Raw genomic sequence first — 19,735 nt, 5'->3', positions numbered from 1 at the left:
TGCTCCCGATAGCAGAGTGTCAGCCACCACATTTATGGCTGATACACCGCTATCGGGAGCAAGCCCCCTCCCACATTTTTTGTTCTCAGTGTTCTTTAGAGTGGTGGTTTAGCTCGGCGAGCCTTGAAGAACTCGCTCAACACCGTGCCGCACTCCTCGGCCAGCACGCCGCCTTCAAACAGTACCTTATGGTTGAGAAAGCCCTGGGTAAAAAACTGCCCCTGGCTCTGCACAATCCCGGCCTTGGGCTCCAGTGCGCCATACACCACCCTTGCGATGCGTGAATGCACGATCAACCCGGCGCACATGCTGCACGGTTCCAGGGTCACATACAGCGTGCTGCCCACCAGGCGATAGTTGCTGATGGCTTGCGCAGCGGCGCGGATCGCGACCATTTCGGCATGGGCGCTGGGGTCGTTGCCGCTGATCGGGCAATTGAAGCCGCGGCCGATGATTGCACCATCCTGCACCAGCACCGCGCCCACCGGCACTTCGCCCAGTGCGGCGCCTTGGGCGGCCAGGGCGAGGGCTTCGCGCATAAAGTCCTGGTCGCGGCTGCGGTCGATAATCGCGCCGGGGCGAATCTGGCGCATCACGCCACCTCGATAGCGGCCATCAGGCCGGTTTCCATATGGTCGATCACGTGGCAATGGAACATCCACACTCCCGGGTTATCCGCCACCAGCGCCACACGGGCGCGTTCGTTCTTGCCCAGCAGGTAGGTGTCGGTGAAATACGGGATGACCTTGTGGCGGTTCGACGCAATCACCTTGAAGCTCATGCCATGCAGGTGGATCGGGTGCTGGTACTGGGTCATGTTCTTCAATTCAAAGATGTAGCTCTTGCCCTTTTCAAGCCTGGCAATCGGGCGGTCGGCACAGGTCTTGTCGGTGATGTCCCAGGCCTGGCCGTTGATCTGCCACAGGCTGGGTGGCTTACCGTTTTCGACATTGACCGACACCGAACCGACCCATTCGAAATTGAAGTTGAGTTTCTCGGCATTGGCCAGGTCCGGCTCGGCAACCGGGTTGGCCGGCAATGCCGGTGGCCACTGGGTAGGCGCATCGGTGTTGGCCACCGAACGGAAGGTGCCCAGGCGCACCGGGCCGTTGCGGATCGACAATTCTTCACCCGCCGGCGGGGCCTTGATTGCCAGACAGATGCGCATCCCTGGGCCCAGCCAGTATTCCTTGCCCAGCGGGCGCGGCTCGATGGGGTTGCCGTCCAACGCGTAGATCTGCGCTTCGACGCCGGGGATGTTGAGGCGATAGGTCAGGGTGTTGTCGAGGTTGAGCAAGCGCACGCGAGTGATTTGCCCAGCGGGCAGGTCGATGACCGCCTGGGGCACGCCGTTGATGGTGGAGAGGCGCCCTGCAGTGCCGCCCCGCGCCGCTTCACGGGGGATACTGAACTCGACAAACGCACCTTCTTCGTCGATGTGCCAGTTCTTCAGGCTCAAGGTACGTTCGTATTTGAAACCGGTGGGTTCGCGCTCTTCCACAATCAATGGGCCGACCAGGCCACGGCCAAGTTCTTCGCTGCTGCTTACGTGGGGGTGATACCAGTAGCTGCCGGCATCGGGCACGCGAAATTGGTAGTCGAAATATTCCCCAGGCAGCACCGGCAATTGCGAAACGTAGGGGACACCGTCCATTTCCAGCGGCAGGCGGATGCCGTGCCAGTGGATGGTAGTGGCGACCGGCAGGTGATTGATGAAACGTACCCGCAGCCATTCGCCCTGGCGCACGCGCAACTCGGTGCCAGGCGCCGAAGGGCCGAATGCCCAGGCTTGGGTCTTGTGCCCCGGTACCAGTTCCACGTCCAGGGGCGCGGCAATCAGTTGGTAGTCGCTTCCTGCGTTGGCATCGGCGACCTTGCCCAGCCAGTAACGATAGGCGCCACCGGCGCCCACACCGACGACTGCCAGGCCGGCAAGGCCACCGAGGATCTGTCGACGGGAAAACGATTGGGACACAGCAACCTCACGTATCTGCCGCAGGCCAAGGCCCGCAAAGGGCAGATACGATACACCTGCGTCGCCTAAACAGTAAGGCTTCGCATTGCCGCATGGCGCAATTGTGGATGTCGATAAAGATCAACATGTGGGAGGGGGCTTGCTCCCGATGGCGGTGGGTCAGCTAAAAACATGCTGACTGACACACTGCTATCGGGAACAAGCCCCCTCCCACATTGTGAACTTCATTGTGGCTTATATTGTGTTTGCTCAGGTCCTGGCAGCCGCCAGAATCAAGGCTTTCATCTCGGCAACCGCACCCTTGAAACCGACGAACAGCGCATGGGCCACCAGTGCATGGCCGATGTTCAGCTCGTTGATGCCCTTGATCGCCGCCACAGCTTCGACGTTGTGGTAGTGCAAGCCATGGCCGGCATTGACGATCAAGCCTTCGTTGAGCCCGCAGTTCACGCCGTCGATGATGCGTTGCAGCTCGTCGGCCACTTCGGTCGGGGTGGTGGCGTCGGCGTAACGGCCAGTGTGCAATTCGATGGCCGGGGCACCGACCCGGCGCGAGGCTTCGATCTGGCGTTCGTCGGCGTCAATGAACAACGAGACTTCACTGCCGATCTTCGACAGGCGCTCCACCGCGGCCTTGATCCGCGCTTCCTGGCCGGCGACGTCGAGGCCGCCCTCGGTGGTCAGCTCCTGGCGGGTTTCGGGCACCAGGCAGATATGCGCCGGGCGAATGCGCTCGGCAAACGCCATCATTTCTTCGGTGACGCCCATTTCGAAGTTCATGCGCGTTTGCAGCACGTCCTTGAGCAGCAGCACATCGCGCTCCTGGATGTGGCGGCGGTCTTCGCGCAGGTGCACGGTAATGCCGTCGGCGCCCGCTTCTTCGGCGTCCAGCGCGGCCTTGACCGGGTCAGGGTAACGGGTGCCCCGGGCCTGGCGCAGGGTGGCGACGTGGTCGATGTTGACGCCAAGAAGAATGCGATTGCTGGTGGTCACGGAAGCGCTCCTGAAAAGGGAAAGAATCGGTGCACAGCATACACGGGGATGTCAGGGCTTTCGAAACAACTCGCGACTGACCAGCGGTCGCCCGCCCAGGTGCACGGCAAGGGCCTGGCGCATCAGGCGCTTGGCGGCGGACAAGGCGCCCGGCGCGCTCCAGTCCGCGTCGCTCATGGCCAGCAGTTCGCTGCCCTGGAACAGCCCCGGCTGCAACAGGTACACGCGCTCAAGGCCCGCATCCACTTGCAGGCGGTACATGCCGTCGGCGGCGACGGGATCGCCGTGCAGGTCGTTGTGCAATTCAAAGCCATAGCCCAGGTCGTCGAGCAAGCGCCATTCGAAGGCGCGCAGCAGCGGTTCCAGGGGGCGCCCTTCAGCCAGGGCCAGCAGCGTCGCGGCGTAGTGATCGAAGACTGCCGGGTGCGGGTCTTCGGCGGGTAACAGCCGGATCAGCAGTTCATTGAGGTAAAGGCCGCTGAACAGTGCATCGCCGTTAAGCCAGGCAGAGGTGCCGACGCTTTCCAGGCGGCCGACGTTTTTCAACTCGCCCTTACCGCGAAACTCCACATCCAGGGCCACGAAGGGCCGCGCCAAGGTACCTGCCTTGCCCCGTGCGCTGCGCAGCACCGCACGCAGGCGGCCTTGAGGCGTGAGGAAGTCCACCAGCGCGCTGGTCTCGCGATAGGCGCGGCTGTGCAGCACGTAGGCGAGTTGGCTGGGAGGTGGGGATTGAGACATGGGAACTCACTGCTGGAATGCAATTTTGAAAACCACACAACCTAATGTGGGAGGGGGCTTGCTCCCGATGGCGGTGGGTCAGTTAAACAAATAAGTGACTGACCCTCCGCTATCGGGAGCAAGCCCCCTCCCACATTTTTTCAGACCTGCGGTGTTCTTAAAGGTCGCCGTAGCCCAGTGAGCGCAACGCACGCTCATCATCTGACCAGCCACCCTTAACCTTCACCCACAGGTTAAGCATGATCTTGGAGTCGAACAGCAGCTCCATGTCCTTGCGCGCTTCGGTGCCGATGCGCTTGATGCGCTCGCCTTTGTCGCCAATGATGATTTTCTTCTGGCCGTCACGCTCGACGAGGATCAGCGCATGGATATGCAAGGTCTTGCCCTGCTGCTTGAACTCTTCGATCTCGACGGTGATCTGGTACGGCAGCTCGGCACCCATCTGGCGCATGATTTTCTCGCGTACCAGCTCGGCGGCGAGGAAGCGGCTGCTGCGGTCGGTGATCTGGTCTTCCGGGAAGAAATGCTCGTTTTCCGGCAGGTAACCGGCGATCACGCGCTCCAGGGCTTCGAGGTTGTGGCCGTGCTGGGCCGAGATCGGCATGATCTGGGCGTTCGGCAGTTGTTCCTGCAACCAGGTCAGGTGCGGCATCAGCTCGGCTTTGTCTTCGATGCGGTCGGTCTTGTTCAACGCGACGATCAAGGGGCCGGTGACGTACTGCACACGCTCGAGAACCATCTGGTCTTCGTCGGTCCACTTGGTGCGGTCGACCACGAAGATCACCACGTCGACGTCTTTCAACGCCGCCGAAGCGGTCTTGTTCATGTAGCGGTTCAGGGCTTTCTCACCGCCTTTGTGCATGCCCGGGGTATCGACATACACCGCTTGCACGTTGCCTTCGGTCTTGATGCCCAGCATGTTGTGGCGAGTGGTCTGGGGCTTGCGCGAAGTGATCGCGAGCTTCTGGCCGAGGATGTGGTTGAGCAGCGTGGACTTGCCCACGTTCGGGCGGCCGACGATGGCAACATAGCCACAGCGTGTTGCGGTTGAATCAGTCATGGCCATTCTCCACGCCCAGGGCAATCAGTGCTGCAGCGGCCGCTACCTGTTCGGCAATGCGACGGCTCACACCCTGACCTCGGCTTTTTTCGTTCAATAAGGTGATTTCACACTCCACGAAGAACACGCGGCAATGGGGCTCACCCTGGATATCCACCACTTCGTAGCGTGGCAGTTCGCAACCGCGGGACTGCAGGTATTCCTGCAGGCGGGTCTTGGGATCTTTGTTGGTGTCGACCAGTGTCAGGCTTTCGATTTCAGAAGCCAGCCAGGCGACCACGCGCTCCTTGGCCGTCTCCATCCCTGCATCGAGGTAGATCGCGCCGATCAAGGCTTCCAGGGCATCGGCCAGAATCGATTCGCGACGGAAACCGCCGCTTTTCAACTCACCGGACCCCAACCGCAGGTACTCGCCCAGGCCGAAACCTCGGGCCAGCACGGCCAGGGTCTCGCCTTTCACAAGGCGCGCCCGCAGGCGCGAAAGCTGGCCTTCGCGCGCTTGAGGAAAACGCTCGAACAGCGCCTCACCGGCGGCAAAATTGAGGATGGCATCACCGAGGAACTCCAGGCGCTCGTTATTGCGCCCTGCAAAGCTGCGGTGTGTGAGGGCAAGGACCATCAATTCGGGGTCCTTGAAGGTGTAGCCGAGCTGGCGCTCGAGACGACTTAGAGAAACGGTCACGGTTTATCCATATCTAGTTGGTGGCACCGGCGGCCATCGACGATTGACGCAGTGTTCAAATTCACATCCTGGTTGGTGCTGCATGGGGCCGGACGGTTAATTGTCCAAACCCCAGAAAAGCATTCGGCGCTGTGTTCACAGCGCCGCCTGTATTACTTGATCAGCCCGACCCGCGAGAAGTTCGGCAGGTGGCTGAGCTTGGGTTCCGGCCAACTCATCCAGACCGCGAAGGCTTTGCCGACGATGTTCTCGTCGGGCACCATGCCCAGCAGGTCCTTGGGAATATTGGGGTCATCCCAGTAACGGCTGTCATTGGAGTTGTCGCGGTTGTCGCCCATCATGAAGTAGTGCCCGGCGGGTACTTTCCACTGGCCATCAGGCATTGCGCGGTAGCGGCTCATTTCCTTGCGGATCTCGTGCTCTACCGCACCGAGTTTTTCCTGGTACAGCTCGGCGCTGCCCAGGGTGTTCGGCTCGGCGCCCAGCAGCTTCTCGGCCACCGATTCACCGTTGATGAACAGGCGCTTGTCGCTGGTGTAGCGCACCACGTCGCCCGGCAGGCCGACTACACGCTTGATGTAGTTGACGTTAGGGTCGCTCGGGTAGCGGAATACCATCACATCGCCGCGCTGCGGGTCACCGACCTCGATGACTTTCTTGTCGATCACCGGCAAGCGGATCCCGTAGGAAAACTTGTTCACCAGGATAAAGTCGCCCACGTCCAGGGTCGGCTTCATCGACCCAGAAGGGATCTGGAACGGCTCCACCAGGAACGAACGCAGCACCAGCACGATGAACAACACCGGGAAGAACGACTTGCCGTATTCAACCAGCAAGGGCTCTTTGTTCAGCTTCTCGATCACCACCGCATCGGGCTGGCTGACGCTGCCCTGATAGGAAGCAATGGCCGACCGCCGACGCGGGGCGAAGAACACCAGATCGAGCAACGCCAGGAGGCCGCAAACGGCGACGGCGATAACCAGCAACAGCGGGAAATTTAGTGACATAGGACCTAACTATCCAACCTGAGCACCGCAAGGAAGGCTTCTTGTGGAACTTCCACGTTACCTACTTGCTTCATGCGTTTTTTACCGGCCTTTTGCTTCTCAAGCAGCTTGCGCTTACGGCTTACGTCACCGCCGTAGCATTTGGCCAGTACGTTCTTTCTGAGAGCCTTGACGGAAGTCCGTGCAATGATCTGCCCGCCAATGGCGGCCTGGATCGCAACGTCGAACATCTGGCGCGGAATCAGTTCTTTCATCTTCTCGGTCAGTTGGCGACCTTTGTAGTGCGCGTTGTCCTTGTGCACGATCAGTGCCAGGGCATCTACCTTGTCGCCGTTGATCAGCACATCCAGTTTCACCAGATTAGCCGATTGGTAACGATCGAAATGGTAATCCAGCGAAGCATAGCCGCGACTGGTGGATTTGAGACGGTCGAAGAAGTCCAGGACCACTTCGTTCATCGGCATATCGTAGGTCACTTGCACCTGGGTACCGAGGAACAGCATGTCGCGCTGTACGCCACGCTTCTCGATACACAGGGTGATGACGTTGCCCAGGTGCTCCTGCGGGACCAGGATATTGGCCCGCACGATTGGCTCACGCATGTCTTCGATGGCCGACAGATCCGGAAGCTTGGACGGGTTGTCGACGTAAATCGTTTCACCGGTTTTGAGCAACAGCTCGAAAATAACGGTCGGCGCCGTGGTGATCAGGTCCAGGTCGTACTCGCGCTCAAGACGCTCCTGGATGATTTCCATGTGCAGCATGCCCAGAAACCCGCAGCGGAAGCCGAAGCCCAGGGCGTCGGAGCTTTCCGGGGTGTACTGCAACGACGAGTCGTTGAGGGTCAGCTTTTGCAGCGCTTCGCGAAAATCCTCGAAGTCGTCGGAGCTGACCGGGAACAGGCCGGCGTAGACCTGTGGCTGGATACGCTTGAAGCCGGGCAGTACGTCGACGTCGGGCGTGGAGCTCAGGGTCAGGGTGTCACCCACCGGTGCACCGTGGATGTCCTTGATACCGGCGATGATGAAGCCTACTTCACCGGCTTTCAGATCAGTGGTGGCGGTGTGCTTGGGGTTGAATACACCGACGCTGTCCACCAGGTGGATCTTGCCGGTGGACTTGACCAGGATCTTGTCGCCCTTCTTCACACGGCCATGGCGCACGCGGACCAGGGAGACAACGCCCAGGTAGTTGTCGAACCAGGAGTCGATGATCAACGCTTGCAGCGGATCTTCGTAGTTGCCGGTCGGCGCGGGAATGGTGTGCACCAGACGCTCGAGTACTTCGTCAACACCCAGGCCGGTCTTGGCGCTGCAGGTGACGGCGTCGGTGGCGTCGATGCCGATGATCTTCTCGATCTCTTCCTTGACACGCTCAGGCTCGGCCTGGGGCAGGTCGATCTTGTTGAGCACGGGCATGACTTCCAGGCCCTGCTCGATCGCGGTGTAGCAGTTGGCAACCGACTGCGCCTCGACGCCCTGGCCGGCGTCGACTACCAGTAAGGCACCTTCACAGGCCGCAAGCGAACGGCTGACTTCATAGGTGAAGTCGACGTGGCCCGGGGTGTCAATGAAGTTCAGCTGGTAGGTGATGCCGTCTTTGGCCTTGTAATACAGAGTAACGCTGTGGGCCTTGATGGTGATCCCGCGTTCGCGTTCGAGGTCCATGGAGTCCAGTACCTGGGCTTCCATTTCACGCTCGGCAAGGCCGCCGCACATCTGGATGAATCGATCGGCCAGCGTCGACTTGCCATGGTCAATGTGGGCGATGATGGAGAAATTGCGGATATGACTCAAATCACTCACGGATCAACACTCAAAAAGGCTGCAGGCAGATTGCCCGCTGAAAAATAGCCGGGAATTGTACCTGATGCTCAGGCCAGACGTCATCTTTGCTGACCAGAACAAAAATGCCCCACTCACGAGAGCGGGGCATTTTTTGTGCATAAGCGCAGCTTCAACCGGCCCGACGCAGTAGCCAGAACCCGGCCACGGCGCAGATGGCCGTCGGCACCAGCACCGCAAACAGCGGCGAGAAACCGAACACCAGGCTCGACGGCCCGAGCAGATCCTGGGCGATGCGGAAGGTAAAGCCCACCAGCACGCCGGTAAATACCCGCTGGCCAAGGGTTACGGAGCGCAACGGCCCGAAGATGAAGGAGATCGCCATCAACACCAACGCGGCGGTTACCACCGGCTGCAGGACTTTCACCCAGAACGCCAGCCAGTAGCGGCCGTTGTTCAGGCCCTGGTCCTTGAGGTAATGGATGTAGCTCCACAACCCCGAGATCGGCAGCGCTTCGGGGACCATCACCACGGTGTTGAGCAGTTCCGGCTTCAGGGCGATATCCCACTGCTCGGTCGGTGCATTGACCACTTCAGTGCTGGCCTTGGTGCCCTGGCCCACATTGCGGAAGTAGGTGGTGGTGACGTCGCTCAGTTGCCATTGCTCGGCATTGTATTGTGCGCGCTTGGCGAAGCTGGAGGACAGCATGTGCCGCTCTTTATCGAAGGTATAGCGCGTGACACCGATCAACAGGCCGCCTGGCTGCACGGCGTTGATGTGGATGAACTCATCACCCTGGCGGTGCCACAGGCCGTGCTTGGCGCTTTGCGCATCGCCCGAGCCCTGGGCCAGGGCGCGATTGGCCTGGGCGGTGGCTTCGGCCGGGGGCGCGACGTATTCACCGATCAGCACGCTGCACGCCATCAGCAGCAGCATCGGCTTCATCACCGCCCAGACGATACGACCAATGGAAACGCCGGCGGCGCGCATGATGGTCAGCTCGCTGTTGCTGGCCAGGGTGCCCAGGCCGATCAGGCAACCGATCAGCGCCGCCATCGGCATCATGTCGTAGAGGCGGCGCGGCGCAGTCAGTGCCACGTAGCTCAGTACATCCGTGACCGTGTAGGTGTCGGTGACGTTGCCCACTTCATCAATGAAGGCGAACAGCAAGGCCAGGCCAAGAATGATGCCCAGTACCGCCAGGATGGCGATCAGTACGCTGCTGCCAATGTAGCGATCAAGCTTAGCCACGGGCCAACTCCTTCAGGCCACGACGGCTCTTCATTTTCAAACGGATAGGTTCCCAATAGAGCAGCCCCAGGCCGATCAACAGGAAAACCCCGTGCACCCACCACAGGCCAAGGGCTGGCGGCAACTTGCCTTTCTCGAGGGAGCCACGGGCGGAAATCAGGATGGTCAGGTAGGCCATGTACAGCAGGATCGCCGGCAGCAGCTTGAGGAAACGCCCCTGGCGCGGGTTGACGCGCGACAGCGGCACGGCCATCAAGGTTACGATAAACACCAGCAGCGGCAAGGACAAACGCCATTGCAGCTCGGCAATGGAGCGCAGTTCCTGGCTGCCGAACAGCGATGCAGTCGGCAGTGCGTCGCGGTCGGTGACCTCGCCGCTGATCTCAGGCTTGGGCAGCATGACGCCATAAGTGTCGTACTTGATCGCCCGGTAGTCCGCCAGACCAGGGCTGCCGTCGTAGCGGTAGCCATTTTCCAGGATCAGGTAGCGGTTGCCGTCGGGGCGTATTTCCTGGCGCCCGCTATCGGCCACCAGAATAGTAATGCCACGGTCTTTCTGGTTCTGGCCGAGGTTTTTCTGGGAAATGAACACGCCACCGAGGTTGGAGCGGTCATCGGTCATGGTTTCGGTATAGGTGACCCGCGAACCGTCACTGAGCGCCTGGAAGCGCCCGGGCTCGAGGGTATCGAACTCGGTCATCGCATCCTGCTTGTTCAACAGCAGCTGGAACTGCATGGCGCCCTGGGGCGCCAGGCTCATGCTCAACCAGGCCACCACCAGGGCAACGCCGGCGGCCGGCACCATGGTCATGGCCAGCAAACGTTGCTGGCTCATGCCGGTGGCCGACAGCACGGTCATTTCACTCTCAAGGTACAAGCGGCCATAGGCCAGCAATATGCCGAGAAACAGGCCAAGGGGCAGGATCAGCTGCAGCATCCCGGGCATCCGGTAGCCCATGATCAAGAACAACGACCCCGGATCCAGGGCGCCTGCGGCGGCTTGAGCCAGGAACTTGACGAAACGACCACTCATGATGATGACCAGCAACACCGCACTCACGGCACTCAGGGTCAACAGGACTTCGCGGGACAGATAACGGAAGACGATCAAACCAGACACTCCAGGGTTGTCAGGCTAAGGCGGCCAAACAAGCAAGCATACCGAGACGACCCGTTTATCACGGATCGGCTAAAAAGATGGCGCATTATCCTGTGATTGACCGCGCCTGTCACGGAGCTTACTCATGCGCACGCACAAAGCGTGCGCCAAGGGTTGTCAGGCTCCGCCGGCGAGGTTCAAACTGCGGCCTTTGTCCGCTGGCGGTTTACCAAGCTGCCGAGCTTCAAGCCTGAGTACAAACTCCAGGCTCACAGACCTTGATAAGGGACCCGAACATGGAATTGGTTGTAAAAAGCGTTAGCCCCGAAACGTTGAAAACCGCCACCCTCGTGGTCGCTGTCGGCGAAGGCCGCACACTCGGCGTCGCCGCCAAGCAACTGGACGAACTGAGCGGCGGCGCGATCAGCGCGATCCTCAAGCGCGGCGACCTGGCCGGCAAAGTCGGCCAGAGCCTGCTGCTGCAGAGCCTGCCCAACCTCAAGGCCGAGCGCGTATTGCTGGTAGGCGTGGGCAAGGACGCCGAACTGGGCGACCGTCCATTGCGCAAGATCATCAGCGGCATCCTTACCACCCTCAAGGGCCTGGGCGGCAGCGATGCGGCACTGGCCCTCGACGAAATCGTGATCAAGGGCCGTGACAGCTACGGCAAGACCCGCCTGCTGGCCGAGTCGCTGCTGGACGGCGGCTATATTTTCGACCAGTTCAAGAGCCAGAAGGCCGAACCCCGCGCCCTGAAGAAAATCACCCTGCTGACCATCAAGGCTGCCCAGGCTGAAGTTCAGCGCGCCGTGACCCACGCCCAGGCCATCGCCAACGGCATGTCGTTCACCCGCGACCTGGGCAACCTGCCGCCGAACATCTGCCACCCGACATTCCTGGGCGAACAGGCCAAAGCATTGGGCAAAGAGTTCAAGGGCTTGAAGGTTGAAGTGCTGGATGAAAAGAAGATCAAGGACCTGGGCATGGGCTCGTTCTATGCCGTAGGCCAGGGCAGCGACCAGCCGCCACGCCTGATCGTGATGCAATACAACGGCGGCAAGAAATCCGAGAAGCCCTACGCCCTGGTGGGTAAAGGCATCACCTTCGACACCGGCGGCATCAGCCTCAAGCCGGGCGCGGGCATGGATGAGATGAAATACGACATGGGCGGCGCGGCCAGCGTGTTCGGTACCCTGCGTGCCGTGCTGGAACTCAAGCTGCCGATCAACCTGGTGTGCATCCTGGCCTGTGCCGAGAACATGCCGAGCGGCGGCGCGGCCCGCCCGGGCGATATCGTCACGACCATGAGCGGCCAGACCGTGGAAATCCTCAACACCGACGCCGAAGGCCGCCTGGTGCTGTGCGACGCCCTGACCTACGCCGAGCGCTTCAAGCCCCAGGCCGTGATCGACATCGCCACCCTGACCGGCGCGTGCATCGTTGCCTTGGGCTCCCACACTTCGGGACTGCTGGGCAACAACGACGAACTGATCGAGCAACTGCTCAGCGCCGGCAAGGCTGCCGACGACCGCGCCTGGCAACTGCCGCTGTTCGATGAGTACCAGGAACAACTGGACAGTCCGTTCGCCGACATCGCCAACATCGGTGGCCCGAAAGCCGGCACCATTACGGCGGCCTGCTTCCTGTCGCGCTTTGCCAAGAACTTCAACTGGGCCCACCTGGACATCGCCGGCACCGCCTGGACCAGCGGCGGCAAGGACAAGGGCGCAACCGGCCGTCCGGTGCCACTGTTGACCCAATACCTGCTGGATCGCGCCAAGGCCTGAAACTGAAGATGCCGGGGCGACCATCCCGCCGCCCCGGTCTCAGGAACCGCAATGACCCAAGTCGACTTCTATATATTGCCCAGCGCCGATCCCCTCGCGCGCCTGGACTTTGCCTGCAAGCTCACCGAAAAAGCCTGGCGCATGGGCCACCGCATCTACCTGCATTGCAGCGATGCCGCCCAACGCGATGAGCTGGATGCCCGCCTGTGGCGCTTCAAGGGCGAAAGCTTCGTGCCCCACGGCCCCGCCGAATCCGAACCTGAAAGCCTGGTAGTCCTGGGTGTGGGCGACAGTTGCGGCGATCACCATGACCTGCTGGTCAACCTGGACCTGAAAGTACCGGCCTTTGCCAAGGCTTTCGCCCGCGTGGCGGAAGTGGTGGTGGAAGACCCGGCTATTCGTCAGGCCGCGCGGGAGAGTTTCCGTTTCTATCGCGAACAGGGCTATTCTCTGCAGGATCACCGGCTACAACGACTTTAGAGCACACGATGGACACTCCCAACCCGCTGAAAAAAGACGACCACCTGCTGGACGACCTGGAGTCGATCCGTCAGTTGCTGGGTGATGACAACCTGCAACCGCCGCTGCTGACCGAAACGGCCGATGGCGAGGTACAGATCCCGCTGCTGTTCGACATGGTCAGCGGCAAGCCTGCCGCGCCGGAACCTGTGGTTGCAGAACCCGCTCCCGCCGCAGAAAAAGCCCCCGATGCCCTGCTCCTGCACCTGGACAATGAACTGCGCGCCGCCGCGCAATTGATCATGCAGGATGTGATTGACGACTTTGCGCCGCATATTGAAGCCGAGATCAAGCGTCGGATGGATGCGCGGATGGAGCGGTTGCTCAGCCAGTACCAGTCCTAAACGACACTGATATTTCCTGTGGGAGGGGGCTTGCTCCCGATAGCGTTGTATCAGCCGATGATTCGGTGGCTGACACTCAGCAATCGGGAGCAAGCCCCCTCCCACATTAGTTTTGCATCAGCCTTAAGTCCGTCTTCAACTCGCCCTCCTCGTCCTCCCCCGTTATACTTGTCGGCTTTCCTGAATAAATGCCAACTAGGGTCCCGCCGCGCATGGATAAGACCTACCAGCCCCACGCTATCGAAACTTCCTGGTACAACACCTGGGAGTCCGAGAACTATTTCGCCCCACAAGGTGCGGGCGACTCGTACACCATCATGATCCCGCCACCGAACGTCACTGGCAGCCTGCACATGGGCCATGGCTTCAACAATGCGATCATGGATGCGTTGATCCGTTTCCGCCGTATGCAGGGTCGCGACACCCTGTGGCAGCCGGGCACCGACCACGCTGGTATCGCCACGCAGATGCTGGTGGAACGCCAACTGGAAGCCACCGGCCAGAACCGTCACGACCTGGGCCGCGAGAAATTCCTGGAGAAAGTCTGGGAATGGAAAGATCAGTCCGGCGGCAATATCAGCCGTCAGATCCGTCGCCTGGGCTCCTCCGTGGATTGGAGCCGCGAGCGCTTCACCATGGACGACGGCCTGTCGGAAGCCGTGAAGGAAGCCTTCGTGCGCCTGCACGAAGACGGCCTGATCTACCGCGGCAAGCGCCTGGTCAACTGGGACACCAAGTTGCACACGGCCATTTCCGACCTCGAAGTGGAAAACCACGACGAGAAAGGCTTCCTGTGGAACCTCAAGTACCCGCTGGCCGACGGCGCCAAGACCGCTGAAGGCAACGACTACCTGATCGTCGCCACCACTCGTCCGGAAACTATGCTCGGCGATGCCGCCGTCGCCGTTAACCCGAACGACGAGCGCTACCAGGCGCTGATCGGCAAGTTCGTCGAACTGCCACTGGTTGGCCGCCGCATCCCGATCATTGCGGACGACTATTGCGATCCTGAATTCGGCACCGGCTGCGTGAAAATCACCCCGGCCCACGATTTCAACGACTATGAAGTCGGCAAACGTCACAACCTGCCGCTGCTGAACATCTTCGACAAGAATGCCGCCGTATTGCCGGCCTGCCAGGTATTCAACCTGGACGGCTCGTTGAACGACAGCATTGACGGCAAGATTCCGGCCGAATATGCCGGTCTGGACCGTTTTGAAGCACGCAAGCAGATCGTTGCCGCCTTCGACGCCGCCGGCTTGCTGGTCAGCGTCGACGACCACGGCCTGAAAGTGCCGAAGGGCGATCGCTCCGGCACCGTGATCGAACCGTGGCTGACCGACCAATGGTACGTGTCCACCAAGCCGCTGGCAGAGCCTGCCATCGCCGCCGTGGAAGATGGCCGCATCCAGTTCGTGCCTAAACAGTACGAAAACATGTACTTCTCGTGGATGCGCGACATCCAGGATTGGTGCATCAGCCGTCAGCTGTGGTGGGGCCATCGTATTCCGGCCTGGTATGACGAGTCGGGCAAGGTCTATGTAGGCCGCGACGAAGCCGAAGTGCGTGCCAAGCACAACCTCGGCGCCGACATCGCGCTGCAACAGGACAACGACGTACTGGACACCTGGTTCAGCTCGGGCCTGTGGACGTTCTCCACCCTGGGCTGGCCGCAGCAGACCGAATTCCTGAAGAAATTCCACTCCACCGACGTGCTGGTCACCGGCTTCGATATCATTTTCTTCTGGGTTGCCCGGATGATCATGCTCACCATGCATTTGGTGAAAAACGAAGACGGCACCCCGCAGGTACCGTTCAAGACCGTGTACGTACACGGCCTGGTACGCGACGGCCAGGGCCAGAAGATGTCCAAGTCCAAGGGCAACGTCCTGGACCCGCTGGACATCATCGACGGCATCGACCTGGAAACCCTGGTACAGAAACGCACCTCGGGCCTGATGCAGCCAAAACTGGCGAAAAAGATCGAGAAGCAGACCCGCGACGAATTCGCCGACGGCATCGCCAGCTACGGCACCGACGCCCTGCGCTTCACCTTCTGCTCGCTGGCCTCTACCGGTCGCGACATCAAGTTCGACATGGGCCGCGTCGAAGGCTATCGCAACTTCTGCAACAAGATCTGGAACGCCGCGCGCTACGTGCTGGATAAAGGCGGAGACTGCGGCCAGAACGGCGAAGCCTATGAGTTGAGCCTGGCTGATCGCTGGATCATCTCGCAGTTGCAGCGCACCGAAGCCGAAGTGACCCGCCAGCTCGACCAGTTCCGTTTCGACCTGGCTGCACAGGCGCTGTACGAGTTCATCTGGAACCAATACTGCGACTGGTACCTGGAACTGTCCAAGCCGGTGCTGTGGGACGAAAACGCCCCGGTCGAACGCCAGCGCGGTACTCGCCGCACCCTGGTGCGCGTACTGGAAGTGGCATTGCGCCTGGCGCATCCGTTCATGCCGTTCATCACCGAAGAAATCTGGCAGCGCCTGGCGCCGCTGGCCGGTATCGAAGGCAAGACCATCATGCTGCAACCTTGGCCAGTGGCCAATGAAGCGCGCATCGATGAGGCCGCCGAAAGCGATATCGAATGGCTCAAGACCCTGATGCTCGGCACTCGCAACATCCGCGCCGAGATGAACATCGGACCGGGCAAGCCATTGGCCGTGTTCGTCAAGAACGCCAGTGCCGAAGATCAGCGCCGTCTCAGCGAGAACGACGCGTTGCTCAAGAAGCTGGCCAAGCTGGAGTCGATCACCGTATTGGCTGCCGATGCCGAAGCGCCGCTGTCCGCCACTGCATTGGTGGGCGACATGGAAGTGCTGGTGCCAATGGCCGGCCTGATCGACAAGGGCGCCGAACTGGCCCGTCTCGACAAGGAAATCGCCCGCCTGCAAGGCGAAGTGCAACGCGTGGGCGGTAAGCTGTCCAACGCGGCATTCGTCGACAAGGCGCCGGCGGAGGTGATCGAGAAAGAACGCGCCAAGTTGGCCGAAGCTGAACAGGCTTTGGGCAAACTGGCCGAGCAACATGCGCGGATTTCCAGCCTGTAAGGCTTGAGTCGCGTAAAGAAAGAGACCTTCGGGTCTCTTTTTTTTGCCTCTGTGGGAGGGGGCTTGCTCCCGATAGCGGTGTATCAGTCTCAATATTTTTGACTGTCACACCGCTATCGGGAGCAAGCCCCCTCCCACATTTGACCGGGTTGAGCTCAGGATGTGTGACAATGGCCGCCACTTTGAGCCAACACCAGAATCATCATGACCGCCCCCACTACGCCTAAACCTTCGCGCAAGAAGCCTAAATCCGCTACCCCGGCCAAGCCCGTGGTACCGCGCAAAGAGGCCACCCTGCACCCGCGCAACCGCCACACGGGCCGTTACGACTTCCCGGCGCTGATCAAGACCACGCCAGAACTGGCGAAATTCGTGATCATCAACCCCTACGGCAAGGAAAGCATCGACTTCGCCAGCCCGGACGCGGTGCGGGTGTTCAACCGGGCGTTGCTCAAGTCGTTCTATGGCATCCAGCATTGGGACATCCCGGCCGATTACCTGTGCCCCCCGGTACCGGGGCGTGCCGACTATGTGCATTTCCTCGCCGACCTGCTGGCCAGCGTCAACGACGGCAAGATCCCGCGTGGCTCGATCGTCAAGGTGCTGGATATCGGCATGGGCGCCAACTGCGTCTACCCGCTGATTGGCTACATGGAGTACCGCTGGAACTTCCTGGGCTCGGAGGTCGACCCTATCGCCGTGAGCGCCGCCAAGGCCATCGTGCAGTCCAACGACCTGAGCAAGGTTATCCAGCTGCGACAGCAGCCCAACCCCAAGCAGATCCTGCTGGGTTTGCTGGAGCCGGGCGAACGCTTTGACCTGACCATGTGCAACCCGCCGTTCCATGCATCCATGGATGAAGCCACCAAGGGCAGCGAGCGCAAGTGGCGCGCCCTGGGCAAGGCCGATCCGAAACGCAAGTTGCCGGTTCTCAACTTCGGCGGCCAATCGGCCGAGCTGTGGTGTGAAGGCGGCGAAGCACGCTTTGTGACGCAGTTGATCGCCGAGAGCGCGCATTTTGCCCACAAGGTGTTGTGGTTCAGCACCCTGGTGTCAAAAGCGTCCAACTTGCCTGCGATCGAAACCGCGCTGAAAAAAGCCGGCGTGCTGGAAAGCCAGGTGGTAGAGATGTCTCAGGGGCAGAAGCAAAGCCGGTTTGTGGCCTGGACGTTCCAGACCAAGAATGAGCAGCAGATCTGGCGCCAGCGCTGGGTGCGCGACTAACCTTTCATCACAATAAAACCGCAGGCAACAAAAAACCGTGCCCGGATCACTCCGGAGCACGGTTTTTTTTACTGCGTCTTACTTGTTAACAGCGTCGGTCAGGCCTTTAGCCACAACCAGCTTGATAACTTTCTTGGCAGCGATTTCGATGGCAGCACCAGTCGAAGGGTTACGGCCAGTACGGGCAGGACGCTCGGTTACTTTCAGCTTGCCAATGCCTGGCAGAGTGATTTCGCCGCCATTTTCCAGCTGATCAGCAACGATCTGGCCCAGTTGGTCCAGAGCAGCGCGCGCGGTAGTTTTTGGCGCGTCGATAGCTTCAGCGATATCAGCGATCAGTTGGTCTTTAGTCAAAGCCATTGTGGTGTTCCTTCCCTATCAAATTCATATGGATTGCAGAGTGCAGTGTCAGCCGTCGAGCCCGACCGTCATGGCCTGGCATCCCCGGCTATAACCACGGAGATCGGGGTTATAGATGCTTGAAACGGGGATTGGTTCGACCTGACAAATGCTGAATGCACGCTTAACGCCGAGACTTGGCGTAAGACGGGGCAAAACTAGCACAGAGACGGGGAAATATCCGCCTCAACATACCCATTTGGTCAGCTTTATCGCTCTAAACCGTGAAAAAAAGGCATATGGGCAGTCGGAGGGCATCCAAAATGCCCTTCGGGGCACGTCACGGCCAATGGGTGCGGTACACTGGGCGACTTTTCGGGGAGGCCGCCCCCTCCCCCTTCAACCAGCCGAGAAGCCTATGCCGATCCGTCATTGCATCGTCCACCTGATCGACAAAAAACCCGACGGCACCCCCGCAGTGCTCCATGCCCGCGACTCCGAACTGTCCGAGTCGGCCGCCATCGAGAACATGCTTGCCGACCTCAACGAGAGCTACAACGCCAAACAAGGCAAGGCCTGGGGTTTCTTCCATGCCGAGTCCGGCGCGCATCCGTTCAGCGGCTGGTTGAAGGAATACTTTGACGGTGGCCAGGACTTCACCACCTTCAGCCGCACTGCGGTGGAACACCTGCAGAAGCTGATGGAGGAGTCCAACCTCTCCACCGGCGGCCATGTGCTGTTTGCCCATTACCAACAAGGCATGACCGACTACCTGGCCATCGCCCTGCTGCACCACAGCGAAGGCGTGGCAGTCACCGACGAGCTGGACGTGACGCCCTCGCGCCACCTGGACCTGGGCCAGTTGCACCTGGCGGCGCGCATCAACGTCTCCGAGTGGCAGAACAACAAGCAGTCCAAGCAATACATCTCCTTTATCAAGGGCAAGAACGGCAAAAAGGTCTCGGAGTATTTCCGCGACTTTATCGGTTGCCAGGAAGGCGTCGACGGCCCGGGCGAAACCCGCACCCTGCTCAAGGCGTTCAGTGACTTCGTTGAAAGCGAAGACCTGCCTGACGAATCCGCCCGCGAAAAGACCAAGACCCTGGTGGACTACGCCAGCAGCCAGGCCAAGCTCGGCGAACCCATGGGCCTGGAAGAACTCTCCGGCCTGATCGATGAAGATCGGCCAAAAGCGTTCTACGACCATATCCGCAACAAGGATTACGGCCTGTCGCCGGAGATTCCGGCCGACAAACGCACTCTCAACCAGTTCCGCCGCTTCACCGGGCGCGCCGAGGGCTTGTCCATCAGCTTTGAAGCGCACCTGCTGGGCGACAAGATCGAATACGACGAAGCCGCCGGCACCTTGATCATCAAGGGCCTGCCGACCCAACTGACCGATCAGCTCAAGCGCCGTAATTGATGCTGGGCGGGGTTTTAAAGAAAGTCCTGCTGGTGTTGCTGGTGGTAGTCGCGATCCAGAACTGGGGCAAGATCGAGCGGGTGTTCAACCCGTCCCAGGTGGTGCCGGAGCAGGTACGCGCCTCGGCGCGTGTGGTGCTCTATGCCACCGAGTGGTGTGGGTACTGCAAGCAGATCCGGCGTTTTCTGGACCAGAAGGGTATCCCGTACCAGGCCGTCGATATCGAGAAGGATGCCCAGGCGCGCAAGGCGTATGAAGCACTGGGCGGGGGTGGGATTCCGTTTGTGGATGTGAACGGGACTTTGATTCGCGACTACAACCCGGATGCGATCATGGCGGCGCTGAAGTAACCTGATTCCTGAAACACCGTGGATCAAATGTGGGAGGGGGCTTGCTCCCGATAGCAGTGTGCCAATCAATGAAAATGATGACTGATTCACCGCTATC

At 60.4% G+C, this 19,735-nt stretch carries 18 protein-coding genes; 7 read left to right on the top strand and 11 right to left on the bottom strand.

What is annotated here, in order from left to right; translation table 11 throughout:
* Positions 1-95 precede the first annotated feature (95 nt).
* The 10 genes from tadA to lptF form a co-directional block, all read right to left on the bottom strand.
* On the bottom strand, positions 96-593 hold the full coding sequence (gene tadA / locus LJX92_RS05260) for a tRNA adenosine(34) deaminase TadA (protein WP_103733383.1): 498 nt from the start codon (positions 591-593) through the stop codon (positions 96-98).
* The gene (locus LJX92_RS05255) at positions 593-1,975 is read right to left on the bottom strand and encodes a multicopper oxidase family protein (RefSeq protein ID WP_032877616.1); all 1,383 of its coding nucleotides are present in this window, start codon (positions 1,973-1,975) and stop codon (positions 593-595) included. Before LJX92_RS05255 ends, tadA begins: the two co-directional genes overlap by 1 nt.
* A gap of 249 nt (positions 1,976-2,224) precedes the next feature.
* Complete coding sequence (gene pdxJ / locus LJX92_RS05250) at positions 2,225-2,968, bottom strand: pyridoxine 5'-phosphate synthase (RefSeq protein ID WP_032877617.1); 744 nt, start codon at positions 2,966-2,968, stop codon at positions 2,225-2,227.
* Positions 2,969-3,019: 51 nt separating this feature from the next.
* Positions 3,020-3,709 (bottom strand): DNA repair protein RecO, encoded by a 690-nt coding sequence (gene recO / locus LJX92_RS05245; RefSeq protein WP_005785148.1) that lies wholly within the window; start codon positions 3,707-3,709, stop codon positions 3,020-3,022.
* A 157-nt stretch (positions 3,710-3,866) separates the two neighbouring features.
* Positions 3,867-4,769 carry a GTPase Era gene (gene era / locus LJX92_RS05240; RefSeq protein WP_005785147.1) on the bottom strand — a complete coding sequence of 301 codons (903 nt, stop codon included), beginning with the start codon at positions 4,767-4,769 and terminating at the stop codon, positions 3,867-3,869.
* Positions 4,762-5,451 (bottom strand): ribonuclease III, encoded by a 690-nt coding sequence (rnc, locus tag LJX92_RS05235; protein ID WP_005785145.1) that lies wholly within the window; start codon positions 5,449-5,451, stop codon positions 4,762-4,764. The genes era and rnc overlap by 8 nt, the downstream gene beginning before the upstream one ends.
* A gap of 152 nt (positions 5,452-5,603) precedes the next feature.
* Positions 5,604-6,458: a signal peptidase I gene (gene lepB, locus LJX92_RS05230; RefSeq protein WP_032877618.1), complete on the bottom strand. Its 855-nt coding sequence runs from the start codon at positions 6,456-6,458 to the stop codon at positions 5,604-5,606.
* Between the two features lie 5 nt (positions 6,459-6,463).
* Positions 6,464-8,263: a translation elongation factor 4 gene (gene lepA, locus LJX92_RS05225; protein ID WP_032877619.1), complete on the bottom strand. Its 1,800-nt coding sequence runs from the start codon at positions 8,261-8,263 to the stop codon at positions 6,464-6,466.
* A 151-nt stretch (positions 8,264-8,414) separates the two neighbouring features.
* Positions 8,415-9,494: an LPS export ABC transporter permease LptG gene (gene lptG, locus LJX92_RS05220; protein WP_032877620.1), complete on the bottom strand. Its 1,080-nt coding sequence runs from the start codon at positions 9,492-9,494 to the stop codon at positions 8,415-8,417.
* Complete coding sequence (gene lptF / locus LJX92_RS05215; RefSeq protein WP_032877621.1) at positions 9,487-10,605, bottom strand: LPS export ABC transporter permease LptF; 1,119 nt, start codon at positions 10,603-10,605, stop codon at positions 9,487-9,489. Before lptF ends, lptG begins: the two co-directional genes overlap by 8 nt.
* Before the next feature lie 284 nt (positions 10,606-10,889).
* Between lptF and LJX92_RS05210 the strand changes: the two genes are divergently transcribed.
* From LJX92_RS05210 to rlmF, 5 genes are all read left to right on the top strand, one after another.
* On the top strand, positions 10,890-12,380 hold the full coding sequence (locus LJX92_RS05210) for a leucyl aminopeptidase (RefSeq protein ID WP_032877622.1): 1,491 nt from the start codon (positions 10,890-10,892) through the stop codon (positions 12,378-12,380).
* Positions 12,381-12,431: 51 nt separating this feature from the next.
* Positions 12,432-12,860, top strand: a complete 429-nt coding sequence (locus tag LJX92_RS05205) for a DNA polymerase III subunit chi (protein ID WP_005785137.1) — start codon at positions 12,432-12,434, stop codon at positions 12,858-12,860.
* An 8-nt stretch (positions 12,861-12,868) separates the two neighbouring features.
* Positions 12,869-13,243, top strand: coding sequence for a hypothetical protein (locus LJX92_RS05200; protein WP_005785135.1), 375 nt, complete (start codon positions 12,869-12,871; stop codon positions 13,241-13,243).
* A 212-nt stretch (positions 13,244-13,455) separates the two neighbouring features.
* Positions 13,456-16,302 carry a valine--tRNA ligase gene (locus LJX92_RS05195; protein ID WP_228309376.1) on the top strand — a complete coding sequence of 949 codons (2,847 nt, stop codon included), beginning with the start codon at positions 13,456-13,458 and terminating at the stop codon, positions 16,300-16,302.
* A gap of 204 nt (positions 16,303-16,506) precedes the next feature.
* Positions 16,507-17,526 carry a 23S rRNA (adenine(1618)-N(6))-methyltransferase RlmF gene (rlmF, locus tag LJX92_RS05190; RefSeq protein WP_005785132.1) on the top strand — a complete coding sequence of 340 codons (1,020 nt, stop codon included), beginning with the start codon at positions 16,507-16,509 and terminating at the stop codon, positions 17,524-17,526.
* Between the two features lie 78 nt (positions 17,527-17,604).
* On the opposite strand, the gene LJX92_RS05185 is transcribed toward rlmF, so the two are convergent.
* On the bottom strand, positions 17,605-17,886 hold the full coding sequence (locus tag LJX92_RS05185) for an HU family DNA-binding protein (protein WP_005785131.1): 282 nt from the start codon (positions 17,884-17,886) through the stop codon (positions 17,605-17,607).
* Positions 17,887-18,283: 397 nt separating this feature from the next.
* Here LJX92_RS05185 and yejK point away from each other — a divergent pair, with 397 nt between their 5' ends.
* Both yejK and LJX92_RS05175 read left to right on the top strand, forming a co-directional pair.
* The gene (gene yejK, locus LJX92_RS05180; RefSeq protein ID WP_003171997.1) at positions 18,284-19,288 is read left to right on the top strand and encodes a nucleoid-associated protein YejK; all 1,005 of its coding nucleotides are present in this window, start codon (positions 18,284-18,286) and stop codon (positions 19,286-19,288) included.
* Positions 19,288-19,638: a glutaredoxin family protein gene (locus LJX92_RS05175; RefSeq protein ID WP_032877625.1), complete on the top strand. Its 351-nt coding sequence runs from the start codon at positions 19,288-19,290 to the stop codon at positions 19,636-19,638. The genes yejK and LJX92_RS05175 overlap by 1 nt, the downstream gene beginning before the upstream one ends.
* Positions 19,639-19,735: the final 97 nt, after the last annotated feature.

This window comes from Pseudomonas sp. HN8-3 (assembly GCF_020790195.1).
In the GTDB taxonomy this organism is placed as follows: Bacteria; Pseudomonadota; Gammaproteobacteria; order Pseudomonadales; family Pseudomonadaceae; genus Aquipseudomonas; species Aquipseudomonas synxantha_A.
Note: the sequence above shows the minus strand (reverse complement) of the source record. Positions and strands in the feature narration are given on the sequence as shown.